This window comes from Collimonas antrihumi (assembly GCF_018304965.1).
Lineage (GTDB): Bacteria > Pseudomonadota > Gammaproteobacteria > Burkholderiales > Burkholderiaceae_D > Collimonas > Collimonas antrihumi.
Genome location: NZ_JAGQED010000003.1, coordinates 39,404 through 58,877 on the forward strand (window position 1 = coordinate 39,404; position 19,474 = coordinate 58,877).

The 19,474-nt window shown below is 55.8% G+C and carries 18 protein-coding genes; 12 read left to right on the plus strand and 6 right to left on the minus strand.

What is annotated here, in order from left to right; translation table 11 throughout:
• Positions 1-19 precede the first annotated feature (19 nt).
• The 5 genes from pssA to KHU29_RS04170 all read right to left on the minus strand — a co-directional run bounded on the left by pssA (position 20) and on the right by KHU29_RS04170 (position 3,314).
• On the minus strand, positions 20-637 hold the full coding sequence (gene pssA / locus KHU29_RS04150) for a CDP-diacylglycerol--serine O-phosphatidyltransferase (protein ID WP_211451434.1): 618 nt from the start codon (positions 635-637) through the stop codon (positions 20-22).
• A 125-nt stretch (positions 638-762) separates the two neighbouring features.
• Positions 763-1,506 carry a peptide-methionine (S)-S-oxide reductase MsrA gene (msrA, locus tag KHU29_RS04155; RefSeq protein WP_211451435.1) on the minus strand — a complete coding sequence of 248 codons (744 nt, stop codon included), beginning with the start codon at positions 1,504-1,506 and terminating at the stop codon, positions 763-765.
• A gap of 385 nt (positions 1,507-1,891) precedes the next feature.
• A complete protein-coding gene (soxR, locus tag KHU29_RS04160) occupies positions 1,892-2,377 on the minus strand; it encodes a redox-sensitive transcriptional activator SoxR (protein WP_211451436.1) in 486 nt (161 codons plus the stop codon).
• 132 nt (positions 2,378-2,509) lie between these two features.
• Entirely contained in the window at positions 2,510-2,794 is a 285-nt protein-coding gene (locus KHU29_RS04165) for a hypothetical protein (protein ID WP_211451437.1), read from the minus strand.
• An 88-nt stretch (positions 2,795-2,882) separates the two neighbouring features.
• The gene (locus KHU29_RS04170) at positions 2,883-3,314 is read right to left on the minus strand and encodes a hypothetical protein (RefSeq protein ID WP_425514447.1); all 432 of its coding nucleotides are present in this window, start codon (positions 3,312-3,314) and stop codon (positions 2,883-2,885) included.
• Between the two features lie 479 nt (positions 3,315-3,793).
• Between KHU29_RS04170 and KHU29_RS04175 the strand changes: the two genes are divergently transcribed.
• The 12 genes from KHU29_RS04175 to upp all read left to right on the plus strand — a co-directional run bounded on the left by KHU29_RS04175 (position 3,794) and on the right by upp (position 18,670).
• On the plus strand, positions 3,794-4,951 hold the full coding sequence (locus KHU29_RS04175; protein ID WP_211451439.1) for an efflux RND transporter periplasmic adaptor subunit: 1,158 nt from the start codon (positions 3,794-3,796) through the stop codon (positions 4,949-4,951).
• Positions 4,944-8,039, plus strand: a complete 3,096-nt coding sequence (locus KHU29_RS04180) for an efflux RND transporter permease subunit (protein WP_211451440.1) — start codon at positions 4,944-4,946, stop codon at positions 8,037-8,039. Before KHU29_RS04175 ends, KHU29_RS04180 begins: the two co-directional genes overlap by 8 nt.
• A gap of 36 nt (positions 8,040-8,075) precedes the next feature.
• Positions 8,076-9,560 (plus strand): efflux transporter outer membrane subunit, encoded by a 1,485-nt coding sequence (locus tag KHU29_RS04185; RefSeq protein WP_211451441.1) that lies wholly within the window; start codon positions 8,076-8,078, stop codon positions 9,558-9,560.
• Between the two features lie 323 nt (positions 9,561-9,883).
• Positions 9,884-11,791, plus strand: coding sequence for a threonine--tRNA ligase (gene thrS, locus KHU29_RS04190; RefSeq protein WP_211451442.1), 1,908 nt, complete (start codon positions 9,884-9,886; stop codon positions 11,789-11,791).
• A gap of 60 nt (positions 11,792-11,851) precedes the next feature.
• Positions 11,852-12,376 (plus strand): translation initiation factor IF-3, encoded by a 525-nt coding sequence (gene infC / locus KHU29_RS04195; protein ID WP_082814671.1) that lies wholly within the window; start codon positions 11,852-11,854, stop codon positions 12,374-12,376.
• Positions 12,377-12,581: 205 nt separating this feature from the next.
• Positions 12,582-12,779, plus strand: a complete 198-nt coding sequence (gene rpmI, locus KHU29_RS04200) for a 50S ribosomal protein L35 (RefSeq protein ID WP_061539612.1) — start codon at positions 12,582-12,584, stop codon at positions 12,777-12,779.
• A gap of 20 nt (positions 12,780-12,799) precedes the next feature.
• Positions 12,800-13,159 carry a 50S ribosomal protein L20 gene (gene rplT, locus KHU29_RS04205; protein ID WP_014005489.1) on the plus strand — a complete coding sequence of 120 codons (360 nt, stop codon included), beginning with the start codon at positions 12,800-12,802 and terminating at the stop codon, positions 13,157-13,159.
• A gap of 161 nt (positions 13,160-13,320) precedes the next feature.
• Entirely contained in the window at positions 13,321-14,337 is a 1,017-nt protein-coding gene (gene pheS, locus KHU29_RS04210; RefSeq protein ID WP_211451443.1) for a phenylalanine--tRNA ligase subunit alpha, read from the plus strand.
• A gap of 175 nt (positions 14,338-14,512) precedes the next feature.
• The gene (gene pheT / locus KHU29_RS04215) at positions 14,513-16,939 is read left to right on the plus strand and encodes a phenylalanine--tRNA ligase subunit beta (RefSeq protein ID WP_211451444.1); all 2,427 of its coding nucleotides are present in this window, start codon (positions 14,513-14,515) and stop codon (positions 16,937-16,939) included.
• 174 nt (positions 16,940-17,113) lie between these two features.
• Positions 17,114-17,497, plus strand: coding sequence for an integration host factor subunit alpha (locus tag KHU29_RS04220; RefSeq protein ID WP_484793070.1), 384 nt, complete (start codon positions 17,114-17,116; stop codon positions 17,495-17,497).
• Positions 17,494-17,901, plus strand: coding sequence for a MerR family transcriptional regulator (locus KHU29_RS04225; RefSeq protein ID WP_211451445.1), 408 nt, complete (start codon positions 17,494-17,496; stop codon positions 17,899-17,901). The genes KHU29_RS04220 and KHU29_RS04225 overlap by 4 nt, the downstream gene beginning before the upstream one ends.
• Before the next feature lie 118 nt (positions 17,902-18,019).
• Complete coding sequence (upp, locus tag KHU29_RS04230) at positions 18,020-18,670, plus strand: uracil phosphoribosyltransferase (RefSeq protein ID WP_092439482.1); 651 nt, start codon at positions 18,020-18,022, stop codon at positions 18,668-18,670.
• Positions 18,671-18,796: 126 nt separating this feature from the next.
• Here upp and KHU29_RS04235 read toward each other — a convergent pair whose 3' ends face one another.
• A complete protein-coding gene (locus tag KHU29_RS04235) occupies positions 18,797-19,474 on the minus strand; it encodes a type 1 glutamine amidotransferase domain-containing protein (RefSeq protein WP_211451446.1) in 678 nt (225 codons plus the stop codon).

The window sequence follows — 19,474 nt, forward strand, 5'->3', positions numbered from 1 at the left end:
ATTACCTGAGTCTTATGTCTTATAGTTTCGGGATCCGGATCCGGCTCACCATCAAAGCTCCTGAAGCGGCAAACATCAACACCAGGGGATGAAACTGAAAACCTCCGACATAAATCACGCCGAGCCACAGTTGTTCGCCCAAGGCGTCGTGCCAGGCAGCTGCGGCCAGCACCATGACTAACAGCAATGAGGTGGGAATGGGCGTGCCTTCAAAGTATTTCACTTTGTCGCCGCCTTCGGACAGTTTTTCAGAGGTGACGTTATAACGCGCCAGGCGCGATACGCCGCAAGCGACAAAAAATACCAGGATGATGCGATCCACCAGCCCTTGCATGCCGCAGCCATAGGCAATCACCGCGGGTGCGACGCCAAACGAAATGATGTCGGCCAGTGAATCCAGCTCGCGCCCCATGGCCGAGCTTTGAGCGCGCCACCGCGCGATGCGGCCATCGAGTATGTCAAATACCAGCGCTGCCGGAATCAAGCCGCATGCAATGAAAATGTGCAGCACTTCGCGCGTCTGCAGATACGTCATCACTGAAAACAAGGCGCCGACGCCGCAAAACGCGTTGCTGAGCGTGAACCAGTCGGCGAGGTGAAATTCGCGAATCATTGAAAAAGGCTTAGGTTTGGTCATTAATTGAATCCGGATGCGATAAATGCGATAAGAGAGATAGGTGGGCGATCAAGAATACAGCCCACACCGAATTTATCACATGCGGCATTCCAATCTAAAGCCGGCGTTCGATCTGGCAGTTCAATCTAACGCGATGCAACCTTGGTAAGTACCGGCTGAGCGCCATACAGGCTGGGGAACAAGCGCTTCAGATCATCGATCTTGGGCAAGTCGTTGACGACGATGTAAGGGTAGCTGGGATTGCGTGTCAGGAAATTCTGGTGATAGGCTTCGGCAGGATAGAAGCCGTGGAAGGTTTCTATACGCGTCGCCAGTGGCTTGCCGAATACCTTGCTTTTGTCGATCTGCCCGATGTAAGCCTGTGCGATCTTGCGCTGCATGTCGTTTGCGGGAAAAATTGCCGAGCGATATTGGGTACCGGAATCGGGCCCCTGACGATTCAGTTCGGTAGGATCATGGGCAACCGAGAAAAATATCTGCAGTAGCTTGCCATAAGTGATTTGCTTCGGATCGTAAGTGATTTGCACAGATTCCGCATGTCCGGTATCGCCCTCGCTGACCCGATCATATCGGGCCGTATCGCGACCGCCGCCTGCATAACCAGAGACGACATCGGTGACCCCGCGCACATGCTGGAAAACGCCTTGCACACCCCAGAAACAGCCGCCTGCGAAGACTGCGGTTGCCGAGTGCTCAGCGCCGGAAACCTGTTCATCGCTAGCGGGCGGGGGCACGACTTTCGCCGCTTCCGACGACAACGCCAGATTTTGTCCAAGCAACAGGAGCAACCCGAGTCCGCATGCCGTCAGCAATCCTTTGATCCAGGGGGTAGCAGAAGCTTGCCTGGCTTTTGTTGATAAGTTATCCATGACATCCATCCTTTTTGGCAGGGTAAGTTTTGCGGAGCTGGTGATTAGTCGGCAAAGTCTGGATTTCCTTACGAGGGATGCATCCCATATCAGCAGATTTCCAAGTCTTAGCTTACACCTTGGCTTTGCGGTTGGGATGTGTCTGGAGTTTATTATTGTTTTGTCAATTTTTTCGTGACAACATGCTTCCACCACTTTGTCGTTTTGTGTTGTCGTCTGGAAGAGGGCGTATGGCCGGCGTTAGCACATGAACTCGTTTACCTGCGCCCGTTAAGCCGCGCAGATGGGCCTGCCTGGTATGCGTATTTGATTATGCCGCATGTGCCGGATGTGGATTTACTCTTGCCTGAATCCGCACACCGGCATCGCGGATATTTAATCGAGCCTAATTATATTCATCCGTATCATCCTCGACCAGAACCTTGGTTGGATCGTCTCCCAATAAATAGCGCGGCCCTGTTCCGCGCCGGTGTGCGGCATCCTCAGGATTGTATAGCGCGCATTTTTTAAGTGATAGGCAGCCGCAGCCGATGCACGATGTAAGCTGATCGCGCAGTGCCGTCAGCGTATCTATGCGCTGTTGCAGCACGGGATGCCAGGAGCGCGATAATTGCTCCCAGTCTTGCTTGGTCGGCGTGCGCTTTTGCGGCAATGTCGATAGGGCTGTCTTGATTTCGTCAAGGCTGAGGCCCACTGTCTGCGCCACCCGGATGAACGCTACCCGGCGCAATACATCGCGGGAAAATTGCCGTTGCCGTCCTGTCTCACGCTTGCTGCTTAATAGTCCCTGCTCTTCATAGAAACGCAAGGCGCTTGCGGCCACGCCGGACCGTTTCGCCAGTTCGCCGATAGTGATCAATATCTCGCTCATCCGGATTCCTCGAAAAGTAATCGACTTCAAGTCTACTTGAACTTTGAGGTGTCCGCTGTGGGGCAGGGAATCTATGCTGAAATTTTCAGGCCGCAGTTTTTTCGCGCAGTTTTTTGCGCAGTTTTTGGATTTCTAGCACTTGGCAAAGAACATTTTTGTCTTTGCATCTTTGCGTTCTTTGTCTATCCATTCCTTGGTCTGTACCGGGCTTTGCTGAGCGCCGGTGCGTCCGCCGCGGGCAACGCGCTCGTCGTCCATTCTGTCGAGTTCGCTCACGCGTTCCTGCAAACGCCGGCATTCCTCGCTGGCTTGCGGTTTTCCTGCATCCAGCGATACGCGCGCGCCTGCGTCTTGCGCCTGGGCAGTGGATAGGCTTGCAGTCGTCAGCAGCATTGCAGCGATAAGGATTTTATTCATTGTCATGGTTGCCTTTAAATTGTCGGTTTATCCGATGCAGGCGCCGACCATGGCCTTTGCCTGCTGTTGCATAGCTTGACTGTGCTGATTAACGATCATGCCGGCCATTGCCGTGGTTGCCGTTTCCATGATGATCGCGCCTGTCGCCGTGCCCTCTGTGGTCATGCCGTCTATCGTTATACCGCCTGTCATCATGCCGTCCGTGACCGCCACGTTCCCAGCCGCCGCGGCGTAGTTCCCAGCCGTTGCGTCCCTGTCGCCATTCCGGCCGGTTGTACATATATCCGTTGCGCGCTCTTTCCCAGTGGCCGCCAGCCCAGGCATGGCGACGGCCGTCCCAGTTCCAATATCCGGGCGCCCACACATAACCATAGCGCGGCGGCGGCACCACTTCGTATCGTGGCGGCGGTGGCGGCGTACCGATGATGATGTTCACGCCAACCTGGGCCATCGCCTGGGTTGGCATCAGGGCGGCGGCGCTAACGGCGGCAAGTGCAACTGCGCAGAGCATACGTTTTATGTTCATCTCATAATCATTTTCTATTGATGTATCGGTATTGAGTTGGTGTTGAGTTGCGTCAACTATACGTGTGATTGTTTATTAATCAAATAATGATGCAATTGATTACATTTATTCAATAGTTGGGGCATGCGCCCGGATATCCATATGCGATTTGCCGATATATCCGGTTTGTCAGGATTTTGTCAGCTTCCCTTCAGGTTTTTGACAGAATAGCTCTGTAGCCTGTACGAGTCCCAGATTGGTGGGGCTTTCAATGCCCACCTTCCAGAGCCGCGGCGAATGGCATGCATGTCATGTCGCCGCACGCGAGCTCCGTGCGCCACTTTTCAGTCGCGCTGACAAAAGCCGGTATCGCCAGCAATTTCTGGCAGCTATCCCGGTTGAAAAAAATGACTACCCGCCCTCTGCATAGCGACACCGCTAGGGGCTGACGTGAAAAACAATCTCTTAACTTGAGCACAAGCGCGAGCACGATCATGAACAATTCTCTTTTTCAACGCCAACCTCTGGCGATCCTTGCCGTCAGCATATTGATCGCCGGCGGACTTGCTTTCATAGAGTCCGGCAGCAAGGCTTCCGGCAACGCCGCCAATAGTGAACCGGCCGCGAATTTCACCAGGCAGGGCGACCGCATCACAATCCCGCAGCATTCACCCTTGCGGCAGCGCATTGCGGTCCAAACGGTGGCATCGCTGGATGCCGCGCATGCGTTGGAGTTGCCGGCGCAGGTAGAGGCAGATCCTGCCCGCACCATTAATATCCTGCCGCCGGTTGCCGGCAAAGTGCTTGAGTTGAAAGTGGGTCTTGGCGATCGCGTTCGCAAGGGACAGTTGCTGCTGGTGATGACTTCCGGCGATTTTGCCCAGGCTACCGCGGATTTGCAAAAAGCCCGTGATGCGTTGCAATTGGCGAAGCGGATAGTGGAGCGGCAACGCGGCATGCAACAGGCTGGCGCCGGTGCGGCAAAGGATCTGGAGCAATCCGAAAGTGCTTATGTCCAGGCGCAGGCAGAATTCGCGCGCGCCGACACGCGTCTCAAATCGCTCAGTGCCGGTGGTGCAACCGCCGCTGACAGCGGTGGTCAGCGTCTGAATCTGGTAGCGCCGAGTTCCGGCAGTATCACCACCCTGGCCATCGGCGCCGGGCAAACCGCCAACGATCCGAATGCCGTTCTGATGACGATTGCCAACCTGGACACGGTCTGGATCACCGCCAGCGTACCGGAAAACAGACTGTCGTCGATCAAGAAAGGACAGCCGGCGAGCATCAGCTTGCCGGCTTATCCGGGCGAACAGTTCCACGGCAACGTTGCGTTTATCAGCGATGTGCTGCAAGCAGATACGCGCAGGGCGCAGGTGCGTATCAGCGTTCCCAATACGGATGGAAAATTCAAGCCGAACATGTTTGCCAATGCGTCTTTTGCAGTGGCGCAGGCTTCGGCGCCGGTAATTCCGCCATCGGCCCTATTGATGAATAACGAAAACACAACTGTATTCGTGGAAGTCGCTCCCTGGACATTTGTACGACGCACGATAGAAACCGGCAACGAAGAAGATGGTAGTGTGCGGATCCAAAAAGGATTGCTGGTTGGCGACCGGGTTGTGATCAAGGGCGGAGTATTGCTCAATGATTAACAATATTGTTCGCTATTGCCTGCAAAAACGCTATGCCGTCATTCTGGTGACACTGATGGTGACATTGTTCGGCTATTACTCGTGGACCCGGATGGCGGTCGAGGCCTATCCCGAGTTATCCGATGTAACCGCGCAAGTGACCACGCAAGTGCCAGGCCTGGCTGCCGAGGAAATCGAGCAGCAGGTCACCATTCCGCTGGAACGGCACTTGAGCGGTACGCCAGGACTGGTGCACATGCGGTCGTCCAGCACTTTCGGCTTGTCGCTGATTACGCTGACATTCAAGGACGGTGCGGAAGACTACTGGGAGCGCCAGCGCGTCACCGAACGCATCGCGCAAGCCGCTCTGCCTGCCGGTATCACACCCAGCCTGGATTCTGTGACCAGTCCTGCCGGCGAAATCTATCGCTATACGCTGGAATCCGACAGCAAGAATCTGATGGAGCTGTCCGAGATCCAGCGCTGGATCGTGATCCCGGAGTTGCAGCAAGTTCCCGGCATTGCTGAAGTCGGCAACTTTGGGGGCCTGACGATGGAGTATCAACTGGAAGTCGATCAGAAGCAGTTGGACCGTTTTGGCGTAGCTTTGTCGGACGTGACCACCGCCATCAGCAACAATAACGCCAACGCCGGCGGCAGCCGCATCACGCGTGGCGAACAGGGTTATGTCGTGCGCGGCATCGGCCTGATGCGCAGCCTGACCGACCTCGGCAACGTGGTGGTCAAGCAAACCAATGGCGTGCCGGTGCTGGTGCGTGATCTGGGCAAGCTGCAATATAGCCACCAGGAACGGCAGGGCATTCTCGGAAAAAACAATAATCCCGACACTATCCAGGGCATCGTCAAACTGCTGAAGTATCAGAATGCATCGGAAGTCATCAAGGATGTGCATGCCAAGGTAGATCAGCTGCAAAAGCAGCTGGCGCCTATGGATGTCAAGATCGTGCCGTATATCGATCGCGATGATTTGATCCAGTTGACCATCCACAAGGTCGGCCATACCGTCATGGAGGGTATCGGCCTGGTCTGCATCGTCCTGATTCTGTTTCTTGGCAGCCCGCGCAGCGCGCTGGTGGCTGCAGTGACGATTCCACTGGCGCTGGTGACGGTGTTCATCATGATGTACCTGACCAAGATGCCGGCCAACCTGTTTTCTCTGGGGGCGATTGACTTCGGCATCATTGTCGATGGCGCGATCGTGGTCACCGAGGCGATCTTGCGCAGGCGCGAAGCCAGGCCTGAGGTTGAACTGACCGAGACTGACGTGCGCGATGCCACCACCGAAGTGATCCGGCCGATTTTCTTCGCTACCTTGATTATTATCGTCGCCTATTTGCCGCTGTTCGCTTTCGAGCGCGCCGAAGGAAAATTGCTGTCGCCGATGGCTTTCACCGTAGCCTACGCATTGATCGGGGCTTTGTTGTGCAGCCTGGTGCTGGTGCCCGGGCTGGCCTATATGGCATTGCACAAGCCGCGCCGGATTTTTCATAACAAGCCGCTTGAATGGCTCAGCGCCGGCTACCGGAAAGCCCTGGGTCGCTTGCTGGACAATCCCGTCGTTTCGTATGGGATTGGCGCAGCAGCGCTAGTCGCCGTGATCGTATTAGGCGCCGCTACCGGTCGTGAATTCATGCCGAACCTGGATGAGGGCACGCTTTGGCTGCAGGTACAAATGCCATCGGGCCTGTCGCTGGAAAAGGGTAGCGAGATGGCTAGCGAATTGCGCCGCACGTTGCTGGAGTTCCCTGAGGTGTCGTATGCGGTGACCCAGCTCGGCCGCAGCGATGACGGCACCGATCCGTGGACGCCGTCGCATATGGAAGTGCCGGTAGGCCTGAAACCGTACAGCACCTGGCCCGACGGTGAAACCAAGGAACAATTTGTACGCCGGCTCAACGCGCGTCTGTCGCAGCTGCCTGGTTTTTCAGTCGGTATCAGCCAGCCGATCAGCGATGGCGTCAACGATGCAGTGGGCGGTGCGCACAGTCCGCTGGTAATTCGCGTGTATGGCGACGATTTCAAGGAGCTGCGCCGTATCGGCAATCAAATCGTCGAGGTGCTGCATGGCGTGAAAGGTTCTGCCGACGTGGCGATTTTCCAGGAGCCTCCGGTGCCGCAGGTGTCGATCGACATTGATCGTGCTGCCACCGCGCGCCTGGGGATTAACGTGGCCGATGTCGCTAATCTGATTCAAACCGGTATCGGCGGCGCGCCAGTCACCCAGTTGTTTGTGGCGGACAAGGTGCATAACGTCACGGTGCGCTTCCCCAAGAGCAGCCGCAATAATCCGGAAGCGCTGGGAAATTTGTTGTTGACTACTGCTGGCGGCGCGCGGATTCCGCTGTCGCAGGTGGCGCATATCCGCACCACCACCGGCGAGAGCACGATTGCCCATGAGAATACGCATCGCCAGCTGACCGTTCGCCTGGACTATGCGGATCGCGATTTGTCGTCGTATTACAAGGACGCGCAAGCCCAGGTGGCGCAGAAAGTGCAATTCGATAAAACCAGATACCGTCTCGAATGGGCCGGGCAATTCGAGAACCAGGAGCGGGCGCAATCGCGCTTGATACTGGTATTCGGCCTGGTATTGGGTTTGATGGCGATAATTTTATATGCGGGTTTCGGCAAGCTGCGGCAAGCATTGCTGATCCTGGGCGTGGTGCCGCTGGCTGCACTAGGGGGCTTGATCGCGTTGCGGGTTACCAGCGGCACGATCAACGTCGCTACCGGCGTCGGTTTCATTGCGTTGTTTGGCGTGGCGGTGCAGAACGGCATCATCATGGTATCCAATATCAATCGGGTCCGGCGGCAAGGCGTGGAGTTGCTGGAAGCGGTTCTGGCGGGCGCCTTCGAACGTTTCCGGCCGGTGCTGATGACGGCAACCGTGGCCTCGGTAGGCATGCTGCCGGCGGCCCTGGCCACCGGTGTCGGCACCGATGTCCAGCGCGGTTTGGCAACGGTGGTGGTGGGCGGCCTGATTGTCGCCACCCTGCTGACGCTGTTCATCCTGCCTGCCTTCTATTACTCGCTGGAGCGCTGGATTGAAAAACGTCGCGGGATAAGCAAAGAAAATGACGGCCGTTAGAGCGGACGATCGAACCAATCTTGAGCAGGTGAAAACATGAGCGCAATTGATTTTAAACTCAAGGCTTCAGCGCTGGCGGTGCTAATGGCACTATCAGGCTGCGCGGCCGGGCCGGATTTTAAACAGCCGGATGCGCCTCAGGTGCAGGGATATACCAAAGAGCCGCTGCAAGCAAAAACCTCTGCCGCGGCTACCGTGGGTGGTGATACACAGCAGTTTGTCGATGGCATGGACATTCCTGCCCAGTGGTGGACGCTGTTCAATTCGCCGGCATTGAATGCCGTGATCGAAGAAGCACTGAAGGCCAGCCCGGATTTGCAATCGGCCCAGGCGGCGCTGCGTGCAGCGCAGGAACAGGTGTCGGTCCAGCAGGGGGCGTTTTTCCCAAGCGTCAACGCCAGCCTGACGCCGACCCGGCAGAAGCAGCCGGAGTCGGCCGGGCAGGGCACTTCGCCATTCAATCTGCACACAGCGCAGGTCAGTGTGTCTTACACGCTGGATGCGTTCGGCGGCAATCGGCGCCAGGTAGAGGGTTTGCAGGCGCAGGCTGAACAGCAGAAGTTTTTGCTGGAAGCGGCTTACCTGACGCTGACCTCGAATGTGGTGGCTGCGGCAGTACAGGAAGCCGGACTACGAGCGCAGATAACCGCGACGCAGGAAGTGCTTAAGCTCCAGGCGGAATTGCTTGAATTGTTGCAGCGTCAGTATGCATTAGGCGACGTCGCCCAAGCCGACGTCCTGACGCAACAGGCGGCGCTGGCGCAGACCCGGGCCAGTTTGCCGCCCTTGCAGAAATCCCTGGCGCAACAACGGAATCGCTTGACCGCTTTGGCCGGGCGTTTCCCAAGCCAGGAGCTGGAGCAGAAGTTCGATCTTGCCAGCCTCAGCCTGCCGCAGCAATTACCGGTCAGCCTGCCGTCCAGCCTGGTGCGGCAACGGCCGGACGTGCGTGCGGCGGAAGAGCAGTTGCATGCTGCCAGTGCCGCGGTTGGTGTTGCTACTGCAAACATGCTGCCGCAGATTACTCTGAGCGCAAATATCGGCAGTGCGGCGGCGGAGATGGGGAATTTATTTACTTCGGGTACCGGTTTGTGGAGTCTGGTTGGCGGTCTGACGCAACCCTTGTTTGCCGGCGGCGCGTTGCTGCATAAGAAGCGCGCTTCGGAAGCCTTGCTGGAGCAGGCTGCGGCGCAGTATAAAAGTACAGTGATCCTTGCCTTCCAGAACGTTGCCGACAGTTTACGCGCCTTGCAATACGATGCCGATGCGTTGCAGGCGCAGGCCATCGCCGAACGTGCTGCCGCGCACAGTCTTGATATCTCGCGAAAATCGGTGCAGCTGGGGGCGTCCAGTCCGCAGACTTTATTGGCGGCGCAACAAACCTACCAGCAAGCGGTAATCAATCTGGCGCAAGCGCAGGCGGCGCGGTTTGCCGATACGGCGGCCTTGTTTCAAGCTTTGGGAGGAGGGTGGTGGAATCGCGGGGGCGATAAGAGTTTAGGCAGATTAGCAACACAGTAGCTCGTTCACTTGCCATGCTGCACCCGTTTTCTGGTATGATCGGTAGCATTCTGTTGTCGCCGCTGTTGTCACTATTTGCGGCGGATCAATTAAAACGAATTCAACATCTGTAAGAGCGAGAAAGGCATCCCGGTTATGACACCGCGAACTACCACCACAATCTGTGAGCGACGCTAGTCGAGGCCTTTTTCTACCTGCATGATGAAAAAAGCGCGGCTGGTCCGCGTTTTTTTTCGTCCGCATTTTTGTAATGCACGCGTCAATTCAATTTAATTCAATTCAATCCGGCGTCGTCCAGAGTGACCGCCGATATGGGGCCCAAAATGATAGCAGTCAAACTTCCTGATGGTTCACAGCGTCAATTCGAGGCGCCGCTGACTGTGGCGCAGGTCGCCGCCAGTATTGGCGCCGGTCTGGCCAAGGCGGCTTTGGCCGGCAAGGTCGACGGCAAGCTGGTGGATACTTCTTTCCTGATCGAACGCGATGTCGAGCTGGCTATCGTTACCGACAAGGACGCCGACGGCCTGGAAGTGATTCGTCATTCGACGGCGCATTTGCTGGCGTACGCGGTCAAGGAATTGTTTCCGGATGCGCAGGTAACTATCGGGCCGGTGATCGAAAACGGCTTTTACTACGATTTTGCCTACAAGCGCCCGTTTACACCGGAAGACTTGCTGGAAATTGAAAAGAAGATGGCTGAGCTGGCGAAGAAGGATGAGCCGGTTACCCGTAAGGTCGTAGCGCGCGACGAAGCGATCGCTTATTTCGAATCGATCGGCGAAGCCTACAAGGCAGAGCTGATCGGCTCGATCCCGCAAGATCAGGAAGTTTCGCTGTACACAGAAGGCAAGTTCACCGACTTGTGCCGCGGCCCGCACGTGCCGTCGACCGGCAAGCTGAAGGTCTTCAAGCTGATGAAGCTGGCCGGCGCCTACTGGCGTGGCGATGCAAAAAATGAAATGTTGCAGCGTGTGTATGGTACTGCCTGGGCCAAGAAGGATGAGCAAGAGGCTTATCTGCATATGCTGGAAGAGGCGGATAAGCGCGACCATCGCAAGCTGGGACGTGCGCTGGATCTGTTCCATTTCCAGGATGAGGCGCCGGGCCTGATTTTCTGGCATGCCAAGGGCTGGACTATCTGGCAACAGGTCGAACAGTACATGCGCCGAGTATATAACGACAATGGTTATCAGGAAGTCAAGGCGCCGCAGATCCTGGATCGCTCGTTGTGGGAAAAGACCGGTCACTGGGAGAACTACCGCGAAAGCATGTTTACAACCGAGTCGGAAAACCGCAGCTACGCGCTGAAGCCGATGAACTGCCCTGGCCACATCCAGATTTTCAATTCCAGTTTGCATAGCTATCGCGACTTGCCATTGCGTTTCGGCGAATTCGGCCAGTGCCATCGTAATGAGCCGTCTGGCGCCTTGCACGGGATGATGCGGGTGCGCGGCTTTACCCAGGATGATGGTCATATTTTCTGTACTGAAGAACAAGTGCAGGACGAGGTTGCCGCCTTTGACAAGCTGGTGCGCCAGGTATATCTCGATTTCGGCTTTACCGAAGTGGCGGTGAAGCTGGCTTTGCGCCCTGATAAGCGGGTAGGCGAAGATGACGTCTGGGACAAAGCTGAAAATTCCTTACGTGAAGCAATCCGTGCTTCCGGCGCCGAGTGGGAAGAATTGCCGGGCGAGGGCGCCTTCTACGGTCCGAAAATCGAGTATCACCTGAAGGATTCGATCGGCCGTTCATGGCAGTGCGGTACCATGCAGGTCGATTTTTCGATGCCGGGCCGTCTCGGTTCAGAATATGTAACAGAAGACAATGGTCGTAAAGTACCGGTCATGCTGCACCGTGCCATCGTCGGTTCGCTGGAGCGTTTTATCGGGATGCTGATCGAAAACCACGCCGGTGCGATGCCTTTGTGGCTTGCCCCTGTGCAAGTTGTTGTTTTGAATATCTCTGACGCACAGTCGGAATATGTTCAAAATGTTGCACAAACGCTGAAAAAACAAGGGTTTAGAGTAGAGACCGATTTGCGTAATGAGAAGATTACCTATAAAATACGGCAGCATTCTTTGCAGAAGCCGCCTTATATACTGGTTGTCGGTGATAAAGAGCGGGATGCAAACACAGTGGCCGTGCGAGCGCGGGGCAATGTCGATCTGGGTGTAATGCCTATCGACGTACTGGTGGAGCGCCTCAAAAACGAGGTCGACACCAAAGCCTGAACGGGGCAACCCGAAGCGCCAGAGCACGGCTTAATCATTTGATTTTTAAAGGAAACTGCAATAGCTACGGACAAGTCACATCGCATCAACGGCGAAATTACTGCGCCAGAATTGCGCTTATCCGGTGTCGAGAACGAAGCACTCGGTATCGTCAGCCTGGCTGAGGCCTTCCGCCTGGCGGAAGAGGCAAACGTCGATCTGGTGGAAATCGCGCCGACGGCACAGCCGCCGGTAGCCCGTCTGATGGACTACGGCAAGTTCAAATACCAGGAGCAGAAGAAGGCGCACGAAGCCAAGTTGAAGCAGAAGGTCATTCTGGTGAAGGAAGTCAAATTCCGCCCGGGTACCGATGATGGGGATTACAACATCAAGCTGCGCAATTTGACCCGGTTCCTGGATGAGGACGGCGATAAAGTCAAAATCACCCTGCGTTTCCGCGGTCGTGAAATGGCGCATCAGGATATCGGTGTGCGCATGCTTGAACGTCTGAAGCAAGACCTGGAGCCGTACGGACAGGTCGAGCAGTGGCCGAAGATGGAAGGACGCCAGATGATCATGATCATCGGTCCCAAGAAGAAGAAGTAGTAGTAGGGTGGGCAAGGTTTTTTGCCCACGCGTTGTACCCGAATATGGGAATTCCGCGTGGGCAAAATGCCCACCCTGCAAAATCTGGCTGTGGTTGTCGTTCAGCTGGGTTTAAACAAGTGAGAGCAGGCATCCAAGCGTAACGATATGTTGCCACCTGCAATCATGTTAAAAAAGGAGCTGTCCCTAGAGGACAGATAGTGTCATGCCAAAAATGAAGACGAAAAGCAGCGCCAAAAAGCGCTTTCGTGTGCGTCCGGGTGGAACAGTCAAGCGCGGTCAAGCGTTCAAACGCCACATCCTGACCAAGAAGACCACCAAAAACAAACGTCAATTGCGCGGTTCCGTTGGGGTCAATGACCACAACATGGTATCCGTTTCGCGCATGTTGCCGAACGCTTAACCTCATACTAAGGAGTTATTATGCCTAGAGTAAAACGTGGGGTTACAGCTCGTGCCCGTCATAAAAAAATCTTGGTGCAAGCCAAGGGTTACCGCGGTCGTCGCAGTAAAGTCTATCGCGTAGCCAAGCAAGCGGTTATGCGCGCTGGTCAATACGCATACCGTGACCGTCGTAACAAGAAGCGCGTATTCCGTGCATTGTGGATCGCCCGTATCAACGCCGCTTCGCGTGAGCATGGCGTTACATACAGCGTATTCATGAACGGTCTGAAGCGTGCTTCGATCGAACTGGACCGTAAGGTTCTGGCTGATATGGCAGTGATGGACAAGCCAGCGTTTGCTGCGATTGTCAATCAAGTCAAGGCCAACATCGCTGCGTAAGTAATTTATTTACGTAGTTTTGCCATCGCTGCAGGGTTGATTCTGCAGTGTGGCAATCCCGAGCGGGGCAGAGGTCAACACCTTGTGCCCCGTTTGTGTTTTTAACCGTCGGTCTTTTAAAGATTGGCGTATTTCGGCTTCCACTGGAGCAGGAAAACTGCATGAACTCCCTAGAACAATTAGTAACGCAAGCCCAAGCTGATTTCATTGCCGCTGCCGATGCCGCCGCGCTGGAAAATGCGAAGGCCAAGTATCTCGGCAAGACCGGTCAGATCACCGAGCAAATGAAGGGGTTGGGCAAACTGGCTGCAGATGAACGCAAAGTCCAGGGCGCAGTCATCAACCAGGCCAAAGAGCAGATCGAAGCCGCGCTGACTGCGCGCCGTGATGCATTGGCCAACGCGCAGATGCAAGAGCGTCTGAATGCCGAAGCGATCGATGTCACCTTGCCGGGCCGCGGCCGAGGCGTAGGCGGTATCCATCCGGTGATGCGCTCGTGGCAGCGTATCGAAGAAATTTTCCGTTCGATCGGTTTCGATGTGGCTGACGGCCCCGAAATCGAAACCGACTGGACCAACTTTACTGCATTGAACAGCCCGGAGAACCATCCGGCGCGCTCGATGCAGGACACTTTCTATATCGATGGCAAGGACAGCGACGGCAAGCAACTGCTGCTGCGCACTCATACCAGTCCGATGCAGGTGCGTTATGCGCGCATGAACAAGCCGCCGATCAAGGTTATCGCGCCGGGCCGCACTTATCGTGTCGACAGCGACGCCACCCACTCGCCGATGTTCCATCAGGTTGAAGGTTTGTGGATCGCCGAAGACATCAGTTTCGCCGACCTCAAGGGCGTGTACCTGAATTTCGTCAAGGCGTTCTTTGAAACCGACGATTTGCAAGTGCGTTTCCGTCCATCTTATTTCCCGTTCACCGAGCCTTCGGCCGAGATCGACATTGCCTTCGGCAGCGGTCCGCTGAAAGGGCGCTGGCTGGAAGTATCCGGCGCCGGCCAGGTGCATCCTAACGTGGTGCGCAACATGGGCCTGGATCCGGAACAGTTCATCGGTTTCGCGTTCGGCTCCGGTATCGAACGCCTGACGATGCTGCGTTATGGCATCAACGATCTGCGCCTGTTCTATGAAGGCGATCTGCGGTTCCTGAAACAATTTAATTAAACTGTCGCTGTTCAGTGCTAACACTAACACCACTCCGTCATCCCCGCGAACGCGGGGATCCAGTTTGCCAAGCAAGATGGATTCCCGCGTTCGCGGGAACGACGCGGATGGTGATTTTCTGCAAGCGCTGAATAGTCACCTAAAATCCTGATACAGGTTTTTGAAGGTTTTACCTATGCAATTCTCTGAAAGCTGGCTGCGTTCCATGGTCGATCCGAAGATGACTTCGGACGAATTGTCCCATCTGCTGACCATGTCCGGTCTCGAAGTGGAAGAGGTCGAGCCGGTTGCGCCGCCCTTTACCCATATCGTGGTCGGCCTGGTGGTCGAGACCGCCAAACATCCGAATGCCGATCGCCTGAACGTCTGCCAGGTCGACGTCGGCACCGGCACCATGCTCAATATCGTGTGCGGCGCGCCGAATGTACGGCCCGGCCTCAAGGTTCCTTGCGCCATGGTCGGCGCCGTCCTGCCGCCTGGTGCGGATGGCAAGCCGTTCGAGATCAAGCTCGGCCAGTTGCGCGGTGTCGAGTCGCAAGGCATGCTGTGTTCAGCGCGTGAATTGAAATTGTCGGAAGACCAGGGCGGCTTGCTTGAGTTGCCTGATGATGCGCCGGTTGGCCAGAATTTCCGCGATTATTACGAACTGAACGATCTCAAGTTCACCATCAAGCTGACGCCGAACAAGGCCGATTGCCTGTCGGTGCTGGGTGTGGCGCGTGAAGTATCGGCGCTGACCGGTACCCCGCTGAAGCAACCGGTGTTCAAGGCTGTGGCTTCGACCATCACAGAAACCTTGCCAGTCAAGATTTCTGCGCCGGATTTGTGCGGCCGTTTTTCCGGCCGCGTGATCCGCGGCTTGAACGCCAAGGCAGCAACCCCGCATTGGATGAAGCAGCGCCTGGAACGCAGCGGTCAGCGTTCGATCTCGGCGCTGGTCGACATTTCCAACTATGTGATGCTGGAGCTCGGCCGTCCGACGCACGTGTTCGACCTCGACAAGATCCACGGCGGCCTCGATGTTCGTTGGGGCAAGCCAGGTGAATCGCTCAAACTGTTGAACGGTAATACCGTCAGCGTAGACGAATGGATCGGCGTGATCGCCGATGACCGGCAAATCGAATCGCTGGCTGGCATCATGGGCGGCGACGCTACCGCGGTCTCGCTGGAAACGCAGAATATCTATCTGGAAGCCGCATTCTGGTGGCCGCAAGCGATCCAGGGCCGCGCCCGTCGTTTCAATTTCTCGACCGATGCCGGTCATCGCTTCGAGCGTGGCGTCGATTTCGCGACCACGGTTGAGCACATCGAACGCATCACCGCCTTGCTGGTTGAAATTTGCGGTACGCCGCAGACGCAAGTCGGCCCGGTCGACGATCAAAGCGTCAATTTGCCCAAGCGCGATCCGGTCAAGGTCCGCACCGCGCGTGCGGTCCGGGTCATCGGCGTGCCATTGTCGGATAGCCAGATCGCCGACATCTTCACCCGCCTCGGCCTGGCCTTTACGCAAGAGAGCGGTGTATTTTCCGTGACACCGCCATCGTATCGTTTCGATATCGAGATCGAGGAAGACCTGATCGAAGAAATCGCGCGCGTCTACGGTTTTGAAAATATCCCGGCCTTGCCGCCGGTGGCGCCTAACGCCATGTATATCGCGCCTGAAAACCAGCGTTCGCTGTTTACGATTCGTCGTCAGCTGGCCGACCTGGATTATCAGGAAGTGATCAATTTCAGCTTCGTCGAAGAAGCCTGGGAAGCCGATTTTGCCGGCAACCTGGCGCCGATCAAGGTGGTCAATCCGATCGCCAGCCAGATGGGCGTAATGCGTTCAACGCTGGTCGGAAGCCTGATTGCCAACGTCAAATACAATCTCAACCGCAAGCTGAACCGGGTCCGGATTTTTGAAACCGGCGCCGTCTACATGCGTAACCAGGAAGTTCAGAACGGCCCGCTGGCGGTGGCTGGATACGATCAGCCTAAGCGTGTAACAGGCTTGGCTTACGGTCCGCAAGCCGACGAGCAATGGGGCCAGGCCAGCCGTACCGTCGATTTCTTCGATGTGAAGGCAGACCTGGAAGCCTTGTTTGCACCTGCCGCTTTGCGTTTTGCCAAAATCGAGCACCCGGCGCTGCACCCCGGCCGTTCGGCGCAAGTGCTGCTGGGTGACCAGGTAGTCGGTTTCATCGGCGAGCTGCATCCGCGTCTGCAACAGAAATATGAACTGCCTTTGGCGCCGGTTTTGTTCGAAGTCGATGGCTTGGCGTTGCAGCAACGGCAAGTGCCTGCTTATGTCGAGATTTCGAAATTCCCGGCCGTGGTGCGCGACCTCGCCGTGGTAGTCAAACAAGCGGTTTATGCGCAGGATTTATTGGATGTTTTTGCTGCTGAGCAGCAACATAATCCTGCCTGCCGAATTCTGCAAGCCATTGTTTTATTTGATGAATATCATGGCAAAGGGCTGGAAAATGACGAAAAAAGTCTTGCTTTCCGGTTTACCTTGCAAGATACTGAAAATACCCTTCAAGAAGACACCGTAGAAGCCGCCATGTCGGCTTTGATTGCGGCTGTCGGTAAGGTGCCGTCAGCAAAACTGCGCACCTGATCTGTAATTGAATGGCTTTAGTAATGATAAAACCTGCAGCAACATGCCGGTGCACGCGATATACCCGCAGCACCGGCGGCCGCAATCTCAAAAAGACAGGGGCGTAACAACAGAATGAATGATATGCAGACTGTAGAATTTCAATCCGTTCTGGACGCCGATCTGAATCGGGCGATGCGTGAAGCGCAAGCCCGTTCGCAGGCAGAAAAGAATTTGCCGACATTAACCAAGGCGGAACTGGCTGAACTTTTGTTTGAACAAGTTGGCCTCAACAAGCGTGAAGCCAAAGACATGGTTGAAACGTTTTTCGATGAAATCCGCGACGCGCTGGAACGCGGCGAGTCGGTGAAATTATCGGGTTTCGGCAATTTTCAATTGCGCGACAAGCCGCAACGTCCGGGCCGTAATCCAAAAACCGGGGAAGAAATTCCTATCACTGCGCGTCGCGTGGTGACTTTTCACGCCAGTCAAAAACTCAAGGGCATGGTTGAAGCCGCAAGCCTGCAACCAATCCAGCCTATCCAGCAGTTTGCCGCCGTTCTCCAAACTAATTCATGAACGATAAAGTGAGTAAGTCCGAGCTTGTCGTGTTGCCGCCGATCCCGGCCAAGCGCTATTTCACCATTGGCGAGGTCAGCGAGTTGTGCGGCGTCAAGCCGCATGTGCTGCGCTACTGGGAGCAGGAGTTCACCCAGCTTAAGCCGGTTAAACGGCGTGGCAACCGTCGCTATTACCAGCACCACGAGGTGTTGTTGATCCGCCGAATCCGTGAACTGCTGTACGAGCATGGCTTCACCATCAGCGGCGCTCGTAACAAGCTCGATGGCCGCCTCGGCAGCAGCGCTGAAGCCGAGCTTGCCGCCGAGCCGAAGCAAGATGAAATCAATCTTGTCGAAGTGCGTCACGAACTGGAACAGATACTGAATTTGCTGATGCCCAAGGTAGAGCAAGCAGTTGAATGAATGCTGAAGAAACGAGGGAGAGAAATCTCCCTTTTTTGTATTTAGGATGTTGAGTTCGGATTACGCCTTGTCCGCTTCCCATCGACCTCCATCCACCCATTTTATTTACTCCCCGATCATGCTCAGCGACCCACGTTTCCCCAATCTTTTCATCCTTAATCACCCGCTGATCCAGCACAAGCTGACTCACATGCGGAGTAAGGAAACATCCACTCGCACATTCCGTCAGCTGCTGCGTGAAATCACGCTGTTGATGGGGTATGAAATCACGCGTGACTTGCCGCTGACCACGCAGTTGATCGAGACGCCGATGCAAAGCATGGAGGCGCCGGTGATTGCCGGCCGCAAGCTGGCGGTGGTGCCGGTGTTGCGGGCGGGGATTGGCATGAGTGATGGTTTGCTGGATCTGGTGCCTTCGGCGCGGGTCGGTCATATCGGGGTGTATCGCGATCCTGCGACGCATCAGCCGGTTGAATATCTGGTGCGTTTGCCGGATTTGGCGGAGCGTATATTTATCGTATGCGATCCGATGGTGGCCACTGGTAATTCCGCGGTGCATGCGGTCGATGTGCTGAAGAAGCGCGGCGTCGGCGACGAACAAATCATTTTCCTGGCGCTGGTGGCTGCACCCGAAGGTGTGCAGGTATTCCAGAATGCGCATCCTGGGGTCAAGCTATATGTGGCAAGCCTGGATTCGCATCTGGACGAACACGCATACATCGTGCCTGGTTTAGGCGATGCCGGCGACCGGATTTTCGGCACCAAATAAGTGGCAGTTAAATGGGGGGCAGAGTTTTTTTACGACAGTTGTATCGTCGTAAATTACACTCCCCGCGCGGCTCTGACCCCTTTTAACGGACCACGGAGTACATCCCGTAGCAGTCGAGAATACAAATCACCCCAACAACTTCAAAACCCGCTCCGCCACAGCAACCGAAGAAGCCGGATTCTGCCCGGTAATCAAATTACCGTCAGTAACCGCATAGCTCTGCCAATCCGCCAACTTACTATAATTCCCACCCAGCCGCTTCAACTCAGTTTCCACCAAAAACGGCACAATATCCGTCAACTGCACAGCCGCTTCCTCGCTATCTGAAAAGCCGGTAACCTTCTTACCCTTCACCAGCGGACTACCATCTGCCGCCCGTGCATGGCGCAGGACACCCGGCGCATGACATACCGCCGATACCGGCTTACCCGCGGCATACATGGTTTCGATCAACGCAATCGAATCCTTGTCTTCCGCCAGATCCCACAATGGACCGTGGCCGCCCGGATAGAACACGGCGTCATAAGACGCAGCTTGCACGCTCGCCAGTTTAATGGTCGATGCCAATGCCGCCTGCGCCGCCGCATCTTTCCGAAACCGTTCAGTAGCCTCGGTTTGCGCATCGGCTTCGTCGCTCTTCGGGTCGAGCGGCGGTTGTCCGCTTTGCGGTGATGCCAGTGTGATAGTGGCGCCGGCATCCAGGAAGGCGTAGTAGGGTGCGGCAAATTCTTCCAGCCAGAAGCCGGTCTTCTTACCTGTGTTGCCCAACTGGTCGTGGGAGGTAAGTACCATTAATATCTTCAT